Below are 21,151 nucleotides of genomic sequence, written 5' to 3'. Positions count from 1 at the left end.
CTTCGCGCTTTAGCCCGGCCATGACGCATCACTTAATAGCCATCGTCCCAAAAATCACTTCGACGGCGATCGAAGTATCGAGACTGCTGACATCCTCCCGCCAGTCAGATCGCATCCGGAAACTCGCCCATCGCCGCTTCGAGCCGCGCCTTGCGGCGACGAGCCCAGGAGGCGAACGAGAGCACCGCGAGGCCGAGCACCACCGGCGGGAACACCACCATGTTCACCGCGGACCAGCCGTAATTGGCGAGCAACTGGCCGGAGGAGAACGAGCCGATCGCCATCATGCCGAACACGAGGAAATCGTTGAAGGCCTGCACCTTGTTGCGCTCCTGCGGGCGGTGGGTCTCGAGCACCAGCGCGGAGGCGCCGATGAAGGCGAAATTCCAGCCCACGCCGAGCACGAACAGCGTCGCCCAGAAGTGCATCGCGGTGATGCCGGAGAGGCCGATGGCGGCAGCGCCGGCCTCCAGCAGCAGGCCGGCGGCGACGATCTTCGGCGCTCCGAAGCGCGCGATCAGCGCACCGGTGAAGAAGCTCGGGCCATACATAGCGACGATGTGCCATTGAATGCCGAAATTGGAATCGCTGACGCTGAGGCCGCACATCTTCATGGCGAGCGGCGCCGAGGTCATCACCAGATTCATCATGGGATAGGCGATGACGCCGCAGAGCGCGGCCGCGATGAAACGCGGCTGGGTTACGATCTCGAGCAGCGGCCGGCCGCCATGCAGATCGGCCGGCGCCGGCCTCGGCATATCGACGCCGGCGACGATACCCATGGCGACCAGCGCCACCGCGGCTTGCACCAGGAAGCTGAAGGCGAACAGATAGGGCGACCAGACGTCCATGGTCCACTGCACGAGCTGAGGACCGAGCACGCCGGCGAACACGCCGCCGGCCATCACCCAGGACACCGCCTTGGGCCGGTAGGCCGCGCTGGCGCCGTCGGCGGCGGCGAAACGATAGGATTGCGCCACCGCGCCGTAGAGACCGCCGAGGAAGGTCGCGACGCAGAACAGCGCGAAGGAAGCATGCAGGATCGCGAACGAGCCGAGCAGTCCGGTGAGCGCGCCGCAACCGGTGCCGACGATGAAGGCCGAGCGGCGGCCGAAGCGGCGCGAGATCGCGCCGGTCGGCAGCGTGCCGGCGGCAAGTCCGACCACATACATCGATAGCGGCACCGTCGCGAGCGACATGTCGGGCGCGAGCGTGGCGCCGACGATCGAGCCGGTAGCGAAGATCACAGCCGAGTTGGCGCCGGTCAGCGCCTGCGCGGCGGCAAGGCGCACCACATTGGCGCGCGCGCGGGCGTCGTCGGCGATTTCGTCGGCTGAAGTCACATCTGTCATCGGAATTTCCGCCCGAGGGGCCTTGTTGATTCCCGGCACTATGGAGGGGTGCGGGAGGGCGAGCAACCGGCGCAAACGGGCGCAGGCCATGCCTCTGACGCAATCGGGCAGATGATACAGGGGCACGCCCTTGACGGCTTGCGCTCGATCAAATCCTATCCCGCCGCGATCTTCTGGAGTTTCGTTCATGTCCGTTCACGACCGGCCCACGCTCACAGCTCCGGACGACGATCCCTGGCTCTGGCTGGAGGAGATCGAGGGCCCGCGCGCGCTCGATTTCGTCGAGCGGCAGAACCGCCTGACGCTCGACAAATTCGGCGGGGCGGCCTTCGAGCGCGACCGCGACATCCTCGCGGCGATCTACGATCGGCCGGACAACATTCCCTATGTCAGCCGGCGCGGCACAGATCTCCACAACCTCTGGAAGGACGCCGCCAATCCGCGCGGCCTGTGGCGGCGAACCACGCTGGCGGAGTTTCGCAAAACCAATCCGGCGTGGGAGACCATGCTGGATATCGACCAGCTTGCAAGAAGCGAAGGCGAGGACTGGCTGCTGAGCTCCATCACCACGATGCCGGGAAGCTCGCGGGCTATACTGAGCCTGTCGCGGGGCGGCAGCGACGCCGTCACCTTGCGGGAATTCGACCTTGATACGAAAAGCTTCGTTGCGGACGGCTTTGCGCTGCCGGAGGCCAAGGGCGGCGCGGATTGGCTCGATGCCGACACGCTGCTGCTGTCCAGCGCCCATGGCGAGGGCATGGTAACGAGTTCGGGATATGCGAGAACGGTTCGCCTGTGGCGGCGCGGCCAGCCAGTCGATCAGGCGCAGGTGATCCTCGAGACCACGGCCGATCACATGATGATCTATGGCGGCTCCGACGACACCGGCGCGACGCCGCGAGCCTGGATCATTGATCAGATCGATTTCTTCAACTACGGCATCTGGCTGCGCGATGCAGAGGGCACGACGACGAAGCTAGATCTGCCAACCGGCATCTGGATGCAGGCGCATGGCGACTGGTTCGCGATGAAGCTGCGCAAGGATTGGCCGATCGAAGGCCGAACCTATGCCACTGACACCGTGCTCGGCATTTCGCTCTCGGCGTTCCTCGCCGGCAACCGCGATTTCGCGGTCCTGTTCGAGCCCGGACCGCGGCGCGCATTGCAGGGTTTCTTCTGGACCGCAGGCAAACTGGTGCTGTCGATCCTCGACGAGCTCAGGCCGCGGTTCGAGATCTGCACACCGTCCGCCACGGGCTGGAGCCGCGAGACACTCGGCGGCCTGCCGAGAATCGGCGTCGTCGACGTCTGGCCGCTCGACCGCCATCCCTCCGAGAGCAACGGCGACCTGCTCGCCAATGTCCAGGATCCGCTCACGCCATCGTCGATGCTGTTGATCGAGCGCGGCGTCGAAAGCCCGACCGTGCTCAAGCAGGCGCCGAAAACGTTCACTGCCGACGGCCTCGTGGTGACGCAGCACGAGGCGATCTCGATCGACGGCGAGCGTATTCCCTATGTCCAGACCGGTCCGACGGGCGAGACCGGCGATGCGCCGGTCCACATGAGCGCCTATGGCGGCTTCGCCCACTCGGTGAAGCCGTATTACAATGCGTCGCTCGGCAAGCTGTGGCTGGAGCGCGGCGGCACCACGGTGCAGGCGAATTTGCGCGGCGGCGGCGAGTTCGGCACGCGCTGGCACGATGCCGGCCGGCTCGCCGGCAAGAAACTCTCGCACGACGATTTCGCGGCCGTTGCCGCCGATCTCGTGCGCCGCGGCGTGACGAAAGCAAAGCGCATCGCCGCGCAAGGCGGATCGAACGGCGGCATCCTCATCACCAACATGCTGGTGCGATATCCCGAGCGTTTCGGCGCGCTGTTCTGCACCATCCCGCTGATCGACATGCGCCGCTACACGAAACTGCTCGCTGGCGCGAGCTGGATCGCGGAATATGGCGATCCGGACAAGCCCGAAGAATGGGAGTGGCTGAAGACCTACTCGGCCTATCACAACGCAAAGCCCGGCCAGCCCTATCCGCCGATCCTGATCGCCACCACACGGCGCGACGACCGCGTCCATCCCGGTCACGCGCGCAAGATGGCGGCGAAGCTCCAGGCGATGGGCTACCAGGCCTGGTTCTACGAGCCGGCAGCAGGCGGCCACGGCTACGGCAAGGACAACAAGGAGCGCGCCGGCTTCGAGGTGCTCGGCTTCCGTTTCCTCAAGGACAAGATCGGCTGGCGGGATGAAGGTTAGAGCTTGGGCGCTGACGCTTCCTCATCGTCATGGCCGGGCTTGTCCCGGCCATCCACGCCTACCCTTGCATCACGAAGAACGTGGATGCCCGGGACAAGCCCGGGCATGACGACCTCCTAGCGCGCGAACACCAGTGTGAGATTGTTCGCGGGCATCTCGATCGTCTCGACGAGGTTGAGGCCAGCGGCCCTCGCGAGCTTCTCGACATCGCCGACGTCGCGCACGCCCCAATCGGGATTGCCTTCGCGCAGCGACGTGTCGAACACCGCATTGCTGAGCGCGGTGTGCTTGCCGTCGCGCTTGAAGGGACCGTAGAGGAACAGCTTGCCGTCGGCCCGCAGATAGCGGCCGGCGCCGGCGAACAGGCCCTCGGCCACGTGCCAGGGCGCGATGTGGATGACATTGGCGCAGAACACGGCCGCGAGGCTGGCCGGCCCCTGCCCGTCTCGCATCTCCGGGCACCAGTCGGGATCGGCGAGATCGATCCGCAGCGGGGAACGGATGTTGTCCAGGCCGGAATGAACGCGCCAGGCCTCGATGCTCTTCAGATGCCGCTGGTTGAGGTCGCTGGGCCACCAGACGAGATCGGGTGTGTGGCGGGCGAAATGGACCACATGCTGGCCGGTTCCGCTGCCGACCTCGACGACGTCGCCCGAGGTGCCGGCAAGATGCTTTTCGAGCGCCGCCCAGAGCGGTTCATAATTGCGATGAAATGCCGGTGCATCGAGCCGCCCATCCGATTCGACCCGCCCGCCGTCCCTGCCAAATTCAACGACATAGTCAGCCAATAGAGGTCCCCTTCGAAATGTGAAACAGAAAGCAACGCCGGTGGGGCCAAACGCCCCAGAATAATTTGCTAGTTCCGACCGATCCGATGAAACGAACTATCTCTTCAGTTGCAATGCGAGCGATATTAACTCCAATTCGGAGCCTGCATAGTCTTGATTGTCAGGCGATGCCCTTTGTGCTTTGGAACACTATATTTTCTGCAAACGAGATCATCGACATAGCCTCGGAATGACGCCTTGACCGCCCTTCCCCGGATGCCCGTGCTTTACGTCCTCCTGGCCATCGCCGCCAGCCTTGCCGCGAGCCCCGCGCAGGCGCAATCCGCCGTGACCGAGGGCCAGAAACTCGCCTTCGACCGCGGCAAGGGCAATTGCCTGACCTGCCACGTCATCAACGGCGGCGACCTGCCGGGAACGATCGGGCCGGAACTGAAGGGCATCAAGGCCAAATACCCTGATCGTAACGAGCTGGCCGCGATCATCTTCGACGAGACCAAGCGCAATCCGCAGACCATGATGCCGCCGTTCGGCCGGAACCGGATTCTGACCGAACAGGAGATCAACGCGATCGTTGATTTCCTGCAAACGCTGTAACGGCCGGCAGCCCAGGAGACTTCAGATGACCACGACCACCGGCCCTCATCCGACGCGGCGCCTGATCCTGCAGGGCGCGGCCTCTGTCGCGCTGCTCGGCCTTGGCAATCTCCCGTTCGGCGCCACTCCCGCGCGCGCTGCGGCGAACGACAAATATCCGGAAGCAGCGTTCAGGCAGAAGAGCGAAGCGGACGCTATCAAGGCGCTTTATGGCAAGACCGCCGAGCCGTCAGACAAGGTCAAGCTCGACGCACCAGAGATCGCCGAGAACGGCGGCGTCGTGCCGATCTCCGTGGCGACGACACTCGACAAGGTGACCTCGATTTCGTTCTTCGTGGCCGAGAACCCGAATGCGCTCGCGGCATCCTACAAGATTCCGGAAGGCACGATCCCGAGCGTCGCCAACCGCCTGAAGATGGCGAAGACCACCAACGTGATCGCGATCGTCGAAGCCGACGGCAAGCTCTACAGCGCGACCAAGGAAGTGAAGGTCACCGTCGGCGGCTGCGGCGGCTAAAGCGTGATCATCGCGCTTTAGCTTTTATTCTTGAGCATGATCTGGTCGGAAAACCGCTGCACACTTTTCCGGATCATGCTCTAGCGAGGGAGAAACACATGGCATCCACCATTCGCGTACGCGCCACCGCCAACGGCGACATCACCGAGGTGCAGGCGCTGATCCAGCACCCCATGGATTCCGGCTTCGTCAAGGATTCCAAGGGCGAGCTGATCCCCGCGCATTTCATCCAGGAGCTGAAGTTCGAATATAACGGCAAGGACGTCTTCGTCGCCGATTGGGGCCCCGCGGTCTCGAAGGACCCCTATGTCAAGTTCAGCTTCAAAGGGGCCAAGAAGGGCGACGATCTCAAGATCTCCTGGACCGACAACAAGGGTGCGTCGGATACGACCACCGCGAAGATTTCGTGATGAAGACCCGATCCGCCCTCCTGCTTGGTTCGTTGAGCGCCGCGCTTGTCGCGTTCGCCCTCACCTCGCCGCGCGTGGTGGCCGCCGACAAGGTCGATCCTGTTGCCGACGCCAAGGCATTCCAGAATTTCTTCTTCCAGAAATTTCCGAACGTGAAGCACGAGGATTTCGTCAACGGTCCTTATTCCATGAACGAGGACATGAAGCGGCAGTGGCAGGAGAAAGAGGAATTCCCGCCTTACGAGTTCGCGCTCGACGCCGGCAAGGAGATGTTCGCGACCCCGTTCAAGAACGGCAAGACCTATGCCGACTGCTTCCCGAACGGCGGCATCGGCATTCGTCAGAACTATCCCTATTTCGACGAGAAGGAAGGCAAGGTCGTCACGCTGGAGCTCGCGCTCAACCGCTGCCGCGAGGCCAATGGCGAGGCGCCCTACTCCTACGTCAAGGACGAGATGGCATCGCTGACCGCCTATATGGCCTTTACCTCGCGCGGCAAGCCGATGGACATCAAGATTCCCGATGATCCCCGTGCGCTCGCAGCGTTCGAGAACGGCAAACGCTATTTCTACACGCGGCGCGGCCAAATGAATTTCTCCTGCGCGAGCTGCCATGTGCAGAGCCCGGGCGAGCGGATCCGCGCCGAGATCCTGGCGCCGGCGCTCGGCATTTTGAACGCGATGCCGATCTACCGCTCCGAATGGAGCGGCATGGGCACGACCAGCCGCCGCTTCGTCACCTGCAACAGCCAGACCCGCGCGGTTCCGCTGGAGCCGCAGTCGGACGAATATCGCGACGTCGAATATTTCCTCTCCTACGTCGCCAACGGCCTGCCGATTTCCGGACCGGGAGCGCGGCCATGAAGCTGTCACTTCCTCTCACCATGCTGCTTGCATTGAGCCTCGCGCCTGCGGCGCGCGCGGCAACCGAGGCGGACTACAAGGCGGCCTATGCCGCCGCCGAGGCCGCTTCCAAGGAGGCGGCCGGCATGCGCAACCAGTGGACCACAACCGTCTCGACGCTGGCGGCAGCCAAGAAGGCGGCCGAGGGTGGCGATTTCGATCGCGCCGTGGCCGCTGCGAAAGAAGCCGAGGCGCTGGCGAAGGCCTCGATCGTCCAGGCCACATCTGAAAAAGACGCCTGGAAGGCGATGGAAATCCGCTAGAGTGGGCGGTAGTGGAACCATCGAACTGCCGTTAAGAGGCGCGGAGAATTCGAAATGGCGATCCGCCGCCGCGATTTCCTGAAGAGCACAGCCGCTGCTGCCGCATCGCTTGGCCTGCCCCGGCTTGCGCGCGGCGCTGAAGCCGCGAGCATTTACGACCTCGAACGGTTCGGCAATGCGCGGATCCTGCACATCACCGACACGCATGCGCAGCTCAATCCGGTCTATTTCCGCGAGCCCAGCGTCAATATCGGCATCGGCGAGATGGCGGGACGGCCGCCGCATCTGGTCGGCCGCGCCTTCCTCGACCATTTCGGCATCCGGCCCGACAGCGCGGACGCCTATGCTTTCACCTGCTTCGAGTTCGAGAAGTCCGCAGGCCGCTTCGGCAAGCTCGGCGGCTTCGCCCATCTGAAAACGCTGGTCGATCGGTTGCGCAACGATGCCGGCGAAAAACATTCCATGCTCATCGATGGCGGCGATCTGTGGCAGGGCACGGGGCTCGCCAACATCATGCAGGGCCGCGACATGGTCGAGGCCGCCAACCTGCTCGGCATCGAGGCGATGACCGGCCATTGGGAATTCACCTATGGCGAGCAGGCGCTGCGCGACAATCTCGAGCGCTTCAAGGGCGAGTTCCTGGCACAGAACGTCTTCCTGACCGAGGAAGCCGCGTTCAACGACGCCCGCGCCTTCGACAAGGCCACCGGGCGCGTGTTCAAGCCGTCGATAATCAAGGAGCTTGGCGGTCATCGCGTCGCGATCATCGGCCAGGCCTTTCCTTACGTGCCGATCGCGCATCCCAAGCGCTTCACGCCGGACTGGACCTTCGGCATCCGCGAGGAAGAACTCCAGAAGCATGTCGACGGCCTGCGCCACACCGACAAGGTCGATGCCGTCATCCTGCTGTCGCACAACGGCATGGACGTCGACCTCAAGCTCGCAAGCCGCGTCACAGGCATCGACGTCATCCTCGGCGGCCACACCCATGATGCGATCCCGCAGCCAGTCGCGGTCAAGAACGCGAGCGGCACGACGCTCGTCACCAATGCCGGCTCCAACGGAAAATTCTTAGGCGTGCTGGATCTCGCGCTCGACAAGGGCAAGGTCAGCGATATCAGGTACCATCTACTGCCGGTCTATTCCGAGCTGCTGAAGCCCGATCCCGCCATGGCCGAGCTGATCGGCCGGTTGCGCGCACCGCACGTGACCGACTGGTCGGAGAAGATCGCAGCGGCCGATCGCCTCCTGTATCGCCGCGACAATTTCTCCGGCCCCGTCGACGAGTTGATCTGCGCCGCACTGCGCAGCGAGCTCGATGCCGAGGTCGCGCTGTCGCCGGGCTTCCGCTGGGGTGTCACCGCGCTGTCCGGCCAGGCGCTGACCATGGAGGACGTGCTCGCGGAAACCGCGATCACCTATCCCGAGACCTATGTCCAGGAGATGACCGGCAGTCAGATCAAGAACGTGCTGGAAGACATCTGCGACAATCTCTTCAACGCCGATCCCTATTACCAGCAGGGCGGCGACATGGTGCGCGCCGGGGGGCTCACCTATACCTGCACGCCGACGGCCGCGATCGGCAGCCGGATCTCGGAGCTCAAGCTCAATAGCGGCAAGGCGCTGAGCGCGAACCACCGTTACAAGGTCGCGGGCTGGGCCTCGGTCAACGGCCAGCAAGGCGCGCCGGTGTGGGATGTCGTCGGCAAATATCTGCGCTCGGGCCGGCTGACGCCGGAGCGGCTCGGCTCCGGTGTGACGCTGAAAGGCGTCGACGGCAATCCAGGCATTGCAGGACAGGGATGACGCGGGCGCAAACATTTGGCGCGATGCTGCTGGCGTTGCTTGTCTGGACGGCAATGCCGCCGGTCTTGAGCGAGAAGGCTTTGGCGCAGCAGGTGCCGCTGCAGGACAAGCCGTTCGCCGAGCACAAGATCGTGCTCCAGCTTTCCGATGGCGATGCCAGGAAACAGGCGCTGGTGCTCAGCGTCGCCAACAATCTCCTGAAGTTCTACGACCCGGACAAGGTCGCGATCGAAGTCGTGGCATTCGGACCCGGCATCGACCTGTTGCTTGCCGGTAGCGAGCGTCGCAAGCAGGTCGAAAGCCTGGTTGCGCAGGGCGTGCGCTTCGACATTTGCCTCAACACCGTCGACACGATCGAGCGGGAGACGGGCAAGCGGCCGGACTTCATCCCTTCCGCGACACCGGTGCAAGTCGGGGTCGGGCAGATCCTGTTTTTGGCGGAGAATGGGTACACGCTGGTGAGGCCGTAGTCGCTCCCCGCGACGCTCTCCCCGGTCCCCGATAAGCCGAAGCATCGAATTCGGAATTCGTGGCATGCGGCCGCGACACATTCGCTGTCATTCCCCGCGAAAGCGGGGAATCCAGTACGCCGCGGTTTCTCCGTACCCCTCGCCGTCTCTGGAATACTGGATCGCCCGCCTTCGCGGGCGATGACAGTCGTGGTGGGGCGGCGGCATGATGACGGCTCTTGGATCGAACCCAGCTCTGCCGGCTGCCCGGAGAGACGCCGAGCGACACCGCGTCGCAATAAAAATCTTCTAAATCTTCCTGTCTGCACAGTGAATTGCTTCTCTTTCCGGCCCGCGACGTAGTAGAATTTCGAAATCAGTTCACGCCGGATCTCTTGCCATGATCTTTCGCCAATTGTTCGACAGCGTATCAGGCACCTACAGCTATCTCCTGGCAAGCCGCGCCGGCGGCGAGGCTCTGATCCTCGATCCCGTGCTCGAGAAGGTCGACCGCTATTGCCAGTTGCTGCGCGAGCTCGACCTCAAGCTGGTCAAGGCGGTCGACACCCACCTGCATGCCGACCACGTCACCGGGCTCGGCGAGCTGCGCGACCGCACCCATTGCATGACCGTCATGGGCGACCAGACCAAGGCCGACGTGGTGGCGATGCGGGTCGCCGACGGCGACAAGGTGACGATCGAAGGCCTGTCGCTCGACGTGATGTACACGCCGGGCCACACCGACGATTCATATTCCTATCTGATGGGCGATCGCGTCTTCACCGGCGACACGCTGCTTATCCGCGGCACCGGCCGCACCGATTTCCAGAACGGCTCGTCGCGCGCGCAATACGACTCGATCTTCAACCGTCTGCTCAAGCTTCCGGACGAGACGATGGTGTTCCCGGCGCACGACTACAAGGGCGACACCGTCTCAACGATCGGCGAGGAGAAGCGCTACAATCCGCGGCTCCAGGTGCGGTCGGTCGACGAATATATCGAGCTGATGGCCAATCTGAAGCTGCCCAACCCGAAGATGATGGACGTCGCAGTGCCCGCCAATATGCGGGTCGGCTTGCATCAGGAGGAGCTGGAGAAAGAGGGCCGCGCGCTCAGCGCGGTCGAGGCGATCCGCTCGCTCGGCCGGCCCGACATCCTCCTGGTCGATTTACGCGAGACCAACGAGCGGATGAAGCACGGCATGCTCGAAGGCGCGCTGCATACGCCCTACCCGAGCGTCGAAGAGAGCCTGAAGCCCGGCGGCATGCTGCGCGAGGTCGTGGCCGCCACCGGCCGCCGCGTCGTGTTCTTCTGCGCCTTCGGCGAGCGCTCGGCGATGGCCGTCGCCGCCGCCAAGGAGGCCGGTCTTTCCAACACCGCCCATATCGCCGGCGGCATCGATGCCTGGAAGAAGGCAGGCGGGCCGGTCGTGCACGGCTGAGGCCCCGTCCAGGACTTGAGGACCAAGATCTGCGGGCCAAGATCTGAAGGCCAAGACTTGAGAAACCGGGCTTGAGAAAAGTCAGGAACCGCACATATTTTGCGGGTAGAAGCGGATGACGCATCACCATCCGGGATCAACCATGGCCAAGACCGGCAAGCCAAACAAGCCGCCCAAAATTGCGGACAGCAAGACCGCGGACGACAAGGCGAAGAAGCCGCTACCGCCGCGCGCCACCGACGACGACGATTACGAGGACGGCGACATCGCGACGCCGAAGCGGGATCGGGACGGCAACGACGACGAGCCGTTGTGAGGGGTGAAGCCCCACTCTCCGATGTCGTCCCTGCCTAGTGCGCAATTGCGCACGGGGCGCAGGGACCCATAACCCCAGGGAGAAGTTTGACGAGGATCGCCGTTCGGTACTGCGACCTATCACAATCGAGATATCACGCGGTATGGGTCCCGGCGCCCCGTGCGCAATTGCGCACTAGGCCGGGACGACAGGCGGATAGAGCCCCCGCCGCACTACCTGCCATGCGCCTGCGTTCATGGACAAATAACCGCTCTTCCCGATAGTTTGCGCTCTCTCAAGGACGTGAAACGGAACTGCAATGGCCGATGTTCTCGCCGCACCGCAGCAAGGCAAGGCGGACAGCGCGCTACGTACGCTGACGGGAATCTCGATCGCGCATTGGGTCAGCCATTTCCATCTACTGGTGCTGCCGATGCTGTTCCCGTTCCTGAAGGAGAAGCTCGGCGTCGGCTATATCGAGCTCGGCTTCGCGCTCACCGTGTTCGCGGTGGTGTCCGGCCTGACGCAGGCGCCGACCGGCTATCTCGTCGACCATCTTGGCGCGCGGAAGATCCTGCTGATCGGGCTGGCGCTCGGCGGCTTTGCGCTGATCCTGCTCGGCCTGCACCTCAGCTACGTCTCGCTGATCGCCTGCGCCGTGCTGCTTGGGCTCGCCAACAGCGTCTATCATCCCGCCGACTACGCGATCCTCGCCGAGCACATGGACGAGGCGCGGATGGGCCGCGCCTTCTCGATCCACACCTTTGCCGGCTATCTCGGCGGCGCGGTGGCGCCGGCGATCGTTGCCGCGCTGGTCACCGTCTCCGGCGGCACGGGTGCGCTGATCGCATCGGGCGCGATCGGCGTGCTGGTGGCGCTGCTGCTGGTCGTCATGAACATTCCCGATGCCGGCGCGCACAAGAAGAAGCCAGGCGCAGCGAATGCGCCAAAGCGGGCCGTCATCACGCCGGCGCTGATCATGCTCACCGTGCTGTTCACGCTGCTCAGCCTGTCCGTCGCCGGCATCAACAATTTCGGCGTGGTCGCGCTGATGAGCGGGTATGGCGCATCCTATTCGGCCGCCAATGTCGCGCTGACGGCGTTCCTCGGCGCCAGCGCTGCGGGCGTGCTCGCGGGCGGCTTCCTCGCCGATTACACTGCACGCCACGGCTATGTCGCCGCGGCGTGCTTTGCCGCAAATGCGGCGATCGTGCTGCTGATCGCGCTGGTGACGCTGCCGGGCTGGGCCTTGACGGCCACGATGACGGCCGCAGGCTTCCTCTCCGGCGTGATCGCACCTTCGCGGGACATGCTGGTGCGCAATGCGGCGCCTCCCGGCGCGGCGGGGCGTGCGTTCGGCATCGTCTCCACCGGCTTCAATCTCGGCGGCATCGTCAGCCCGCTGCTGTTCGGCTGGATCATGGACCAGAACGCGCCGCACTGGGTGTTCGGCGCTTCTGTGATCTTCATGGTCGCGACCGTGGTGCTGTCGCCGTTCACGGAGCGGAAGCCGCAAGGCAAGGCGAATTGAACCCGGTATCGCTACGAATTCAACTGTCGTCCCCGCCTAGTGCGCAATTGCGCACGGGCGCGGGGACCCATAACCACAGGGAGAAGTCACGGCGCGAGGCTGGTAACTCCGAGTCCTAGCCAAACTACTCCCTGTGACGAGCGCAAGCGCTCGCACGGGGGGGTCCCGGATCAGCGCTCACTGCGTTCGCTTGTCCGGGACGACGAGCCGATAAGAACCAAACACAACAAAAAAACGGGAGGAAACACCATGAGCACCCCTGATCTCGTGATCCGCGGCGGCACCATTGCGGATGGCCGCGGCGGCGAGCTGTTCGAGGCTGACGTCGCCATCACAGGCGGCAAGATCAGCGAGGTCGGGAAGGTCTCGGCCAAGGGCCGCGAGGAGATCGACGCACGCGGCAAGTTGGTGACGCCGGGTTTCGTCGACGTGCACACCCATTATGACGGCCAGGTCACCTGGAGCCAGGACATCACGCCGTCGTCGCAGAACGGCGTCACCACCGCGATCATGGGCAATTGCGGTGTGGGCTTTGCGCCGTGCAGGCCCTCCGACCACACCCGCCTGATCCAGCTCATGGAGGGCGTCGAGGACATTCCCGAGCCCGTGCTCAGCGCCGGCATTCCCTGGGCGTGGGAGAGCTTTCCGGACTACATGAACTGGCTTTCCAAGCGCGACTTCGACATCGATGTCGGCGCGCAGCTGCCGCATGCCGCGCTGCGCGTCTATGTCATGGGCGAGCGTGGCGCGCGCCGCGATCCCTCGACCGCCGAGGACAATGCGGCGATGGCGAAGCTCGCAGGCGAGGCGGTGCGCTCGGGCGCGCTCGGCTTTTCGACCTCACGCACGCTCAACCACCGCACCTCGACCGGCGATTTCACGCCGACGCTGAAGGCGGGCGAGGACGAGCTCACCGCGATTGCCGGCGCGATGCACCGCGAGGGCCGCAGCGTGCTGCAATTCGTGCTGGATCTGTCCACCATCCACGAAGACCTGCCGATGATGCTGCGGGTGGCGGATACCACGAAATGCCCGATCTCGTTCTCGATCACGCAGAACGACAAGTCGCCGCAACGCTGGCGCCAGACGCTGGACGAGATCAATGCGGCAGCCAGGCGCGGCCTTTCCATCACCGCGCAGATCGCCGCGCGTCCCGTCGGCCTGCTGCTCGGCCTCGAGCTGTCGCGCAATCCGTTCCAGACCCATCCGAGCTACAAGGCAATCGCGCATCTGCCGCTGAAGGAGCGGCTGGCGCGACTGCATCAGAGCGAGGTGCGCAAGGCGATTTTGAGCGAGACGGCGACCGCGACCGACGATCCGCTGTTCTTCCGGCCCAACTACGACAAGATGTTCCTGCTCGGCGATCCCCCGGATTACGAGCAGCCGCCGGAGAACGCGCTGGGCCCGCAGGCGCGCAAGCAGGGCCGCCAGCCGGAGGAGCTCGCCTATGATGCGATGCTCTCGGACGAGGGCCGCGGCATGCTGTATGTGCCGTTCCTAAACTATTCCGACGGCAATCTCGATGCGACGCGCGAGATGCTGATCGATCCGCAATCGGTGCCCGGTCTCTCCGACGGCGGCGCGCATTGCGGCATCATCTGCGACGCCAGCTTCCCGACCTATCTGCTGACGCACTGGACCCGCGACCGCAAGCGCGGCGAGAAGCTCACGATTCCCTTCGTGGTCGCCGTACAGTCACGCAAGACCGCACTGTCGGTCGGCCTCACCGATCGCGGCCTGATTGCGCCCGGCTACAAGGCCGACGTCAACGTGATCGACTACGACCGCCTGCACCTGCATCCGCCGAAGGTGCATTACGATTTGCCGGTCGGCGGGCGGCGGCTGTTGCAGGATGTCGACGGCTATGAAGCGACCATCGTGTCGGGCGTGGTGACGCGGCGACAGGGTGAGGCGACGGGACGCCGGCCAGGCAAGCTGATTCGTGGCGCGCAGGGGATGGTGCAGTAGGCCTAGCTGTACTTGAGGCGCGAAGGCGCCTCACAGATCTCGGTGTCGTCCCCGCGCACGCGGGGACCCATAACCCCAGGAAGAAGTTGTGGCGCGAAACTGGTAACCCCGAGCCTTCGCCAAACTATTCCCTGTGGTTATCGCGACGAGCGCAAGCGCTCGCGCGGGGGTCCCGGATCGGCGCTCCGCTTGTCCGGGACGACAGTTGTGATTGGGGCTGGCAGCGCCGCCCCTCACGTCGGCGAAACCGCGCCTTTCAGCGCCGCGGCCTGCGGGGCAGCGCCACGGGTCAGCCTGGCTTTTTCCGTGTTCGGCCAGAGCAGGAGCAGACCAATGACACCGGAGCCAACCATCACCACCGCGTTGATGGTGAAGCCGGTCATGTAGCCGTCGAGCATGCTGCCGGCGCGCTGGATCACTGTGCCCATCACGCTCGGCGCGATGATGCCCGAGAGCGTGTAGAGCGCGCCGTAGATCGCGATCACCGCGCCGCGCTGCGACGCCGGGGTGAACTCGCCGAGCATCGGCGGGCAGACGACATAGATCGCGCCGCACAGGCCCGAGCCGACGACGAGCAGCGCGATCTGCAAGCCCGCGCCCTGCACATGCGGCATCATCGCCAGGGTCAGGCCGCCGATGACCAGCGGCACCGAGCCGAGCACGCCGCGCGAAACGCGCGTGGTGTAACCGCGCGCCATCATCACCTGCGAGATCCACCCCGTAAGGAGGACGATGGTGGCGCCGAACACCCAGGGCAGGATCGAGATGAAGCCGGCCTGGCTCTGCGAGAAGCCAAGACCCTTGATGATGAAGGGCGTGAACCAGGTGAGCCCCAGCGACAGCGCCCAATAGGCGCCGAAGGTGGCGATCGCGCAGCCGAGGAAGGTGCGTGAGGTCAGAAGCTGCACGTAAGGGATCTTCGGCTCCGTGACAGCGAGAACCTGGGTGTCCTCCAGCGGGCCCTCCTTGCCGAGCGCGAGCCAGGCACAGACCCAGATCAGGCCGACGACGCCGAGCGCGCCGAAGGCGTAGTGCCAGGAGTGATTGACGATGACCCAGTTGAGCGCCGGCACGGCGAGGATGACGCCGAAGGCCGAACCCTGCGACAGGATCGCGGTCGGCAACGTGCGCTTCTCGTCCGGAAACCATTTGTAGATGGCGTGCGCGGCGACCGAGAAGGCCGGCCCTTCGCCTGCGCCCAGCACGATGCGGCAGATCAGCAGCGTCGTGAAAGAGACGGTGCCGACCATCGGAAACTGCGCCAGCGCCCAGATCACCGCCAGCGTTAGCAGCACCCAGCGCGTCGGCACCTTGTTGACGATGAAGCCGACCACGATGGCCGAGATCGAGAACAGGAAGAAGAACGAGGAGCCGAGCAGGCCGAATTGCTCGGCGTTAAGCTTCAAATCGGTCATGATCGGCACGCCGGCGAGACCGACGACGATCTTGTCGGCAAAGTTCACGACCATGAAGAGAAAGAGGAGAAAAGTGACGGTCCAGGCGCCCTTTGGCGTTTCCTTTGTCATTGCCTTGGACACCCCTGCCGTCTTGCCCGCCGCATCGGGCGTTCCCTGAGCGCTCATCATTCTCCCCACATCTCTTTTTTGGCACTTTTTGATTTGGCCGTCCTGGGAGCTAACAACGGGTTCGAGGCCAACGCAACCCCGGCATTTCCACGGCAAGTGTGCTACGCAGCATTGAGTCAATTCCGTCCGGCGCCATCGATCGTGCTGAGTATCCGAAACCTCTCGAAAACCTTCTCCTCGGCCGGCGAACCGGTCCATGTGCTGCGCGGCGTCGATCTCGACCTCAAAGCCGGCGAGCGCGTCGCGTTGACCGGCGAATCCGGCAGCGGCAAGAGCACGTTGCTGCACCTGATCGCCGGGCTCGACGCCGCCGACGGCGGCACAATCCTCCTGGAGGACACCGAGGTCACTGAGCTCTCGGATGCGGGGCGCGCCGGCTTGCGGCGCGACCGGATCGGCCTCGTTTTTCAGCAGTTCAACCTGATCCCGAGCCTGTCGGTCGCTGACAACCTCGCCTTCCAGGCGCGAATCGCCGGCCGGCATGACCCCGCCTGGTCCAGGGAGCTGATCGAGCGGCTCGGGCTCGGCAGCCTGCTCAAGCGCTATCCGGAGCAATTATCGGGCGGGCAGCAGCAGCGCGTCGCGATCGGCCGGGCGCTGGCGACAAAGCCCTCGCTGCTGCTTGCGGACGAGCCGACCGGTAATCTGGATGAGGCCACCGCTGACGACGTGCTGGCGCTGACGCGCGACCTCGTCGCGCGCACCGGCTGCGGCTTCCTGATGGTGACCCACAGCCTGCATCTGGCCGCCACGCTCGACCGCCACCTCATCTTGCATGCGGGGCGGATCGCATGAGACGCGCGCTGTGGGTCCTCGCGGTGCTCTTGAGCCATTGGCGGCGGCACAAGATGCAGTTCGCAACGCTCCTGATCGGGCTGATCGCGGCGACCGCGCTGTGGAGCGGCGTACAGGCGATCAACCAGCAGGCCCGCAACGCCTATGACCGCGCCGCGGCGACGTTCGGCGGCGTGCGCACGGCAATGCTGGTCGCGCCTGATACCGCGACCTTTCCGCAGGAGCTGTTCGTCAGGCTGAGGCGCGCGGGCTGGCCGGTCTCGCCGGTGCTGGAAGGCCGCATCCAGGTCAACGGACACTCGGTGCGGCTGCTCGGGATTGAGCCGATCACGCTGCCGGCCGACGTCGGCAATGCGCCGCGCCTTGGCGCCTCGGATCTGAGCGGCTTCGTCGCGCCGCCGGGCCAGACGCTGGTGGCGCAGGAGACGCTGGCCGATCTGCAGGAGCAGGAGGGCGCAGCACCGCCGATCAGCAGCGGCGCAAAGCTGCCACCGCTGCACGTGCTGCCGCAGCTCGTGCCCGACGTGCTCGTGGTCGACATCGGCGTGGCGCAGCGGCTGCTGAACAAGCCGGACCAGGTCTCGCGGCTCCTGATCGGCAAGCCGAAGGGCAAACCCGCACCACTGGCCAGCATCGTCGGCGACCGGCTGCAGCGGGTCGAGCCGAATGCGGAGACGGAGCTGGAGCGTCTCACCGACAGCTTCCATCTCAATCTCACCGCGTTCGGCCTGCTGTCATTCTTCGTCGGCCTCTTCATCGTCAACTCGGCCGTCGGCCTCGCTTTCGAGCAGCGGCTGCCGATGCTGCGCACGCTGCGCGCCTGCGGCGCGTCGGCGCGGCTGGTCAACACGGTACTGGTGATCGAGCTGGTGGTGCTGGCACTCATCGCCGGCCTGATCGGGCTCGCCTGCGGCTATTTCATCGCGGCGGCGCTGTTGCCCGACGTGGCAGCGTCGCTGCGCGGGCTCTATGGCGCGCAGATTCCAGGGCAGCTTGCGCTGCGACCGGAATGGTGGCTCGCCGGCATCGGCATCAGCATCGCCGGTGCGATCGTCGCGGCCGCGACCAGCCTGATCAAGGCGATCAGGATGCCGGTGCTGGCAACGGCGCAGCCGCGCGCCTGGCAACAGAGGCAGCGCCGATGGCTGATCCTGCAAAGTCTTGCTGCCTGTGCCGTGTTCGCGGTCGCGCTGCTGCTGCTCCACTACGGCGTGTCGCTGATCGCGGGCTTCGGCGTGCTGGCGGCGCTGATGCTGGGCGCGGCGCTGATCCTGCCGGCGCTGCTCGAAATCCTCCTGCTCGTGGGCCAGCGCACCGCACGCAAGCCGCTCGCGCAGTGGTTTTGGGCCGACAGCCGGCAACAGCTCTCCGGGCTGTCGCTGGCGCTGATGGCGCTGCTGCTCGCCCTCGCCGTCAATGTTGGCGTCTCCACCATGGTGGAAACCTTCAGCCGCACCTTCATCGGCTGGCTCGACGGGCGGCTTGCGGCCGACGTCTACGTCAGCGCTTCCGACAATGCGCAAGGCGTTGCGATCCGCAACTGGCTGAAGGAGCGCAGCGACGTCCAGGCGATCCTCTCGGGCGGGCGAGCCGAAGCGCAAGTTGAGGGACAGCCGGTTGAATTGCTCGGCCTGCCCGACCACGCGCTCTATCGCGAGCGCTGGCCGCTGCTGGAGACCGCGCCACGCGCCTGGACGCAGCTCGTGCCCGGCAATGCCGCCTTCATCAGCGAGCAGTTGAGCCGCCGCCTCAACGTCCGTGTCGGCGATGTCATTGAGGTGCCGGCGCCGGGCGGGACCTGGGAGCTCGACATCGTCGGCATCTATGCCGACTACGGCAACCCCAAGGGCCAGCTCGCCGTCAATGTCGCGGCGCTGATCCGGCACTTCCCGCAAACGCCGCAGACGCGGATCGGCCTCATCGTCGCAAAGGAGAATATCCCCGGCCTGATCGCGGCGCTGCACAAACAGTTCGCGCTCGACGACCGCAGCGTCGCCGACCAGGCAACGGTGAAGGCGGAGTCGATCCGCATCTTCAACCGCACCTTTGCGGTCACTTCCGCCTTGAATGCGTTCACGCTCGGCGTCGCCGGCATCGCCTTGCTGACCAGCCTTCTGACGCTGGCGAATTCCCGCCTGCCACAGCTTGCGCCACTCTGGGCGATCGGCATCACGCGCCCGCGCCTTGCGGCGATCGAGTTGACCAAGACGCTATCGGTAGCGCTGTTCACATCGCTGTTGGCGGTGCCGCTCGGGCTCTTGGTGGCGTGGTGCCTGATCGCGATCGTCAATGTGAAGGCGTTCGGCTGGCGGCTGCCGTTCCATGTGTTTCCGCTGCAACTGGCCGAGCTGGTCGCGGTAGCGCTGTTTGCCTCGCTGCTGGCCGCGCTGCTGCCGGTCGCGCGGCTGGCGCGGATGCAGCCGACAAACCTCGTCAAGGTGTTCGCCGATGAGCGCTGAGAGGATATCGCGGCGCATGTTCGCCGGCGGCATCGCCGCGCTCGCTCTCGCGCGCCGCGCCGGGGCGCAAGGCTATGCCGGGCTCGGCGAGACGGCCGACGGCTTTGCGAAGGTGTTGCCGGGCAAGGCGTTCACCTTCCCCGCCGATCACGGACCGCATCCGGAGTTTCGCATCGAGTGGTGGTATCTCACGGCGAACCTCGTCGATGCCAACGGTGCCGCCTGCGGCCTCCAATGGACGCTGTTCCGCCAGGCGACGCAGCCGGGCCCGCAAGCCGAGGGCTGGGCCAATCAGCAGGTCTGGATGGGACATGCCGCGGTGACGCGCGCGGATACTCATCGCTTCAACGAAGCGTTTTCACGCGGCGGGATTGGGCAGGCCGGCGTCACGACAAAACCGTTTGCGGCCTGGATCGACGATTGGGAGATGAAAGGATCCGAACGCACCGGCGATCTCACGTTGGCGCCAGTGACGCTGAAGGCGTCCGGCACAGACTTCAGCTATTCGCTCACGCTCGAAGCTGATCGTCCTGTGGTGCTGCAAGGTGACGGCGGCTACAGCCGCAAGTCGGAGCGCGGGCAGGCATCGTATTATTACAGCCAGCCGTTCTACCGCGCGCGCGGCACGCTCACCGTCGACGACAAGCCGGTCGATGTCTCCGGCCAGGCCTGGATGGACCGCGAATGGAGCAGCCAGCCGCTCGATGCCGACCAGACCGGCTGGGACTGGTTCTCATTGCATCTGCCGGGCGACGAAAAGCTGATGCTATACCGGCTGCGCCAGAAGGATGGTCGCGCCAACCTGCTTGGCAACTGGATCACGCCTGATGGCCGCTCCGCCGAAATCAAGGACGCCAGGAACAGCCTCACGCCGCTGGCGACGACCGACATCGGCGGCCGCAAGATACCGACGTCGTGGCGCGTGAACCTTCCCGCCCGTGGTCTTGCCATCGAGACCACGCCGCTCAACCCGCGAAGCTGGATGGGAACCGGCTTCTCCTATTGGGAGGGGCCGATAAGCTTTGCAGGCAGCCACACGGGAATCGGCTATCTGGAGATGACGGGATACTGACATCAGCAATGGGGAAAGCTGCGATGTACCATGATACGGCGATCGTCACCTGCCTTGCCGTGGCATTCTATTTCTTCACCTCGACGCAGGTCGCGCGTGCGCGAGCCCGCTACGGCGTGAAGCTGCCGTCGATATCGGGCAATGCGGATTTCGAACGCATATTCCGCATCCAGATGAATACGCTGGAATGGATGCCGATCTTCCTGCCGTCGCTGTGGCTGTTCGCGATCTACATCAGCGACGCCGCCGCGGCAGCGGTGGGCCTCGTCTGGATCATCGGCCGCATCGTGTATTTCTTCGGCTATCGCGAGGCCGTCGCCAAGCGCAGCCCGGGTTTCGCGATCCAGGCGTTTGCCTGCATTGTCCTCTGGTTGGGCGCAACCGGCGCCGTGGTGTGGCGCGCGCTCCATCCCTGAAACGCAAAAAAATGCCGCGCATCAGCGCGGCATTTCGCTTGATCGAGGCAACCGCTACTTCGTCAGCGGGCAGCCGCTTTCCTGGACGGTGTAGAACGCGTGGTCGCCGGGGACCACCGCGATCTGCTTGTAATAGTCCCACGGCTTCTTCGATTCCGAGGGCTTCTTGACCTCGAACAGATACATGTCGTGGACCATGCGGCCGTTCTCGAGCACCTTGCCCTTGGCGAAGGCGTCATCGACCGGCAGCTCC

General features: G+C 64.9%; 19 protein-coding genes and 1 pseudogene. 16 read left to right on the top strand and 4 right to left on the bottom strand.

Annotation, left to right across the window (positions count from 1 at the left end; genetic code table 11):
- Window positions 1-104 precede the first annotated feature (104 nt).
- Window positions 105-1,352, bottom strand: coding sequence for an MFS transporter (locus tag AC630_RS40750; RefSeq protein WP_074123964.1), 1,248 nt, complete (start codon window positions 1,350-1,352; stop codon window positions 105-107).
- A 187-nt stretch (window positions 1,353-1,539) separates the two neighbouring features.
- On the opposite strand from AC630_RS40750, the gene AC630_RS40745 reads away from it, so the two are divergent.
- Window positions 1,540-3,606, top strand: coding sequence for a prolyl oligopeptidase family serine peptidase (locus AC630_RS40745; RefSeq protein WP_074123962.1), 2,067 nt, complete (start codon window positions 1,540-1,542; stop codon window positions 3,604-3,606).
- Window positions 3,607-3,722: 116 nt separating this feature from the next.
- Here the strand turns inward: AC630_RS40745 and AC630_RS40740 are convergent, their stop codons facing one another.
- Window positions 3,723-4,394, bottom strand: a complete 672-nt coding sequence (locus tag AC630_RS40740; protein WP_074123960.1) for a DUF938 domain-containing protein — start codon at window positions 4,392-4,394, stop codon at window positions 3,723-3,725.
- A 237-nt stretch (window positions 4,395-4,631) separates the two neighbouring features.
- Between AC630_RS40740 and soxX the strand changes: the two genes are divergently transcribed.
- From soxX to AC630_RS40685, 11 genes are all read left to right on the top strand, one after another.
- Window positions 4,632-4,988, top strand: coding sequence for a sulfur oxidation c-type cytochrome SoxX (soxX, locus tag AC630_RS40735; protein ID WP_074123959.1), 357 nt, complete (start codon window positions 4,632-4,634; stop codon window positions 4,986-4,988).
- Between the two features lie 25 nt (window positions 4,989-5,013).
- Window positions 5,014-5,505 (top strand): thiosulfate oxidation carrier protein SoxY, encoded by a 492-nt coding sequence (gene soxY / locus AC630_RS40730; protein ID WP_074123958.1) that lies wholly within the window; start codon window positions 5,014-5,016, stop codon window positions 5,503-5,505.
- A gap of 98 nt (window positions 5,506-5,603) precedes the next feature.
- Window positions 5,604-5,915: a thiosulfate oxidation carrier complex protein SoxZ gene (gene soxZ, locus AC630_RS40725; RefSeq protein ID WP_074123957.1), complete on the top strand. Its 312-nt coding sequence runs from the start codon at window positions 5,604-5,606 to the stop codon at window positions 5,913-5,915.
- A complete protein-coding gene (soxA, locus tag AC630_RS40720) occupies window positions 5,915-6,778 on the top strand; it encodes a sulfur oxidation c-type cytochrome SoxA (RefSeq protein WP_074123956.1) in 864 nt (287 codons plus the stop codon). Before soxZ ends, soxA begins: the two co-directional genes overlap by 1 nt.
- Window positions 6,775-7,080: a hypothetical protein gene (locus tag AC630_RS40715; RefSeq protein WP_074123955.1), complete on the top strand. Its 306-nt coding sequence runs from the start codon at window positions 6,775-6,777 to the stop codon at window positions 7,078-7,080. The genes soxA and AC630_RS40715 overlap by 4 nt, the downstream gene beginning before the upstream one ends.
- A gap of 54 nt (window positions 7,081-7,134) precedes the next feature.
- Complete coding sequence (soxB, locus tag AC630_RS40710; protein ID WP_074123954.1) at window positions 7,135-8,886, top strand: thiosulfohydrolase SoxB; 1,752 nt, start codon at window positions 7,135-7,137, stop codon at window positions 8,884-8,886.
- Window positions 8,883-9,356: a DsrE family protein gene (locus AC630_RS40705; RefSeq protein ID WP_074123953.1), complete on the top strand. Its 474-nt coding sequence runs from the start codon at window positions 8,883-8,885 to the stop codon at window positions 9,354-9,356. The genes soxB and AC630_RS40705 overlap by 4 nt, the downstream gene beginning before the upstream one ends.
- Before the next feature lie 379 nt (window positions 9,357-9,735).
- Window positions 9,736-10,776 (top strand): MBL fold metallo-hydrolase, encoded by a 1,041-nt coding sequence (locus AC630_RS40700; RefSeq protein WP_074123952.1) that lies wholly within the window; start codon window positions 9,736-9,738, stop codon window positions 10,774-10,776.
- Between the two features lie 142 nt (window positions 10,777-10,918).
- Window positions 10,919-11,092: a hypothetical protein gene (locus AC630_RS40695; RefSeq protein WP_167561382.1), complete on the top strand. Its 174-nt coding sequence runs from the start codon at window positions 10,919-10,921 to the stop codon at window positions 11,090-11,092.
- A 298-nt stretch (window positions 11,093-11,390) separates the two neighbouring features.
- On the top strand, window positions 11,391-12,602 hold the full coding sequence (locus AC630_RS40690; RefSeq protein ID WP_074123950.1) for an MFS transporter: 1,212 nt from the start codon (window positions 11,391-11,393) through the stop codon (window positions 12,600-12,602).
- Window positions 12,603-12,851: 249 nt separating this feature from the next.
- Window positions 12,852-14,570, top strand: coding sequence for an N-acyl-D-amino-acid deacylase family protein (locus AC630_RS40685; protein WP_074123949.1), 1,719 nt, complete (start codon window positions 12,852-12,854; stop codon window positions 14,568-14,570).
- A gap of 233 nt (window positions 14,571-14,803) precedes the next feature.
- On the opposite strand, the gene AC630_RS40680 is transcribed toward AC630_RS40685, so the two are convergent.
- Window positions 14,804-16,153: an MFS transporter gene (locus tag AC630_RS40680; protein ID WP_074123968.1), complete on the bottom strand. Its 1,350-nt coding sequence runs from the start codon at window positions 16,151-16,153 to the stop codon at window positions 14,804-14,806.
- Window positions 16,154-16,297: 144 nt separating this feature from the next.
- Between AC630_RS40680 and AC630_RS40675 the strand changes: the two genes are divergently transcribed.
- From AC630_RS40675 to AC630_RS40660, 4 genes are read left to right on the top strand one after another with little or no spacing between them, the layout of a single operon-like run.
- Window positions 16,298-16,951 (top strand): ABC transporter ATP-binding protein, encoded by a 654-nt coding sequence (locus AC630_RS40675; RefSeq protein ID WP_074123966.1) that lies wholly within the window; start codon window positions 16,298-16,300, stop codon window positions 16,949-16,951.
- Window positions 16,948-19,410: an ABC transporter permease gene (locus tag AC630_RS40670; RefSeq protein ID WP_074123948.1), complete on the top strand. Its 2,463-nt coding sequence runs from the start codon at window positions 16,948-16,950 to the stop codon at window positions 19,408-19,410. Before AC630_RS40675 ends, AC630_RS40670 begins: the two co-directional genes overlap by 4 nt.
- The gene (locus AC630_RS40665; protein WP_074123947.1) at window positions 19,400-20,482 is read left to right on the top strand and encodes a lipocalin-like domain-containing protein; all 1,083 of its coding nucleotides are present in this window, start codon (window positions 19,400-19,402) and stop codon (window positions 20,480-20,482) included. Before AC630_RS40670 ends, AC630_RS40665 begins: the two co-directional genes overlap by 11 nt.
- Window positions 20,483-20,505: 23 nt before the next feature.
- Window positions 20,506-20,898, top strand: a complete 393-nt coding sequence (locus AC630_RS40660) for an MAPEG family protein (protein ID WP_074123946.1) — start codon at window positions 20,506-20,508, stop codon at window positions 20,896-20,898.
- Window positions 20,899-20,952: 54 nt separating this feature from the next.
- Here the strand turns inward: AC630_RS40660 and AC630_RS40655 are convergent.
- A pseudogene (locus AC630_RS40655) lies at window positions 20,953-21,151 on the bottom strand (ABC transporter substrate-binding protein); the annotation flags it as partial.

Origin of the sequence: Bradyrhizobium sp. AS23.2 (assembly GCF_001908185.1) — a bacterium.
Classification (GTDB): Bacteria; Pseudomonadota; Alphaproteobacteria; order Rhizobiales; family Xanthobacteraceae; genus Bradyrhizobium.
This window is presented reverse-complemented; position numbering and strand designations above follow the sequence as displayed.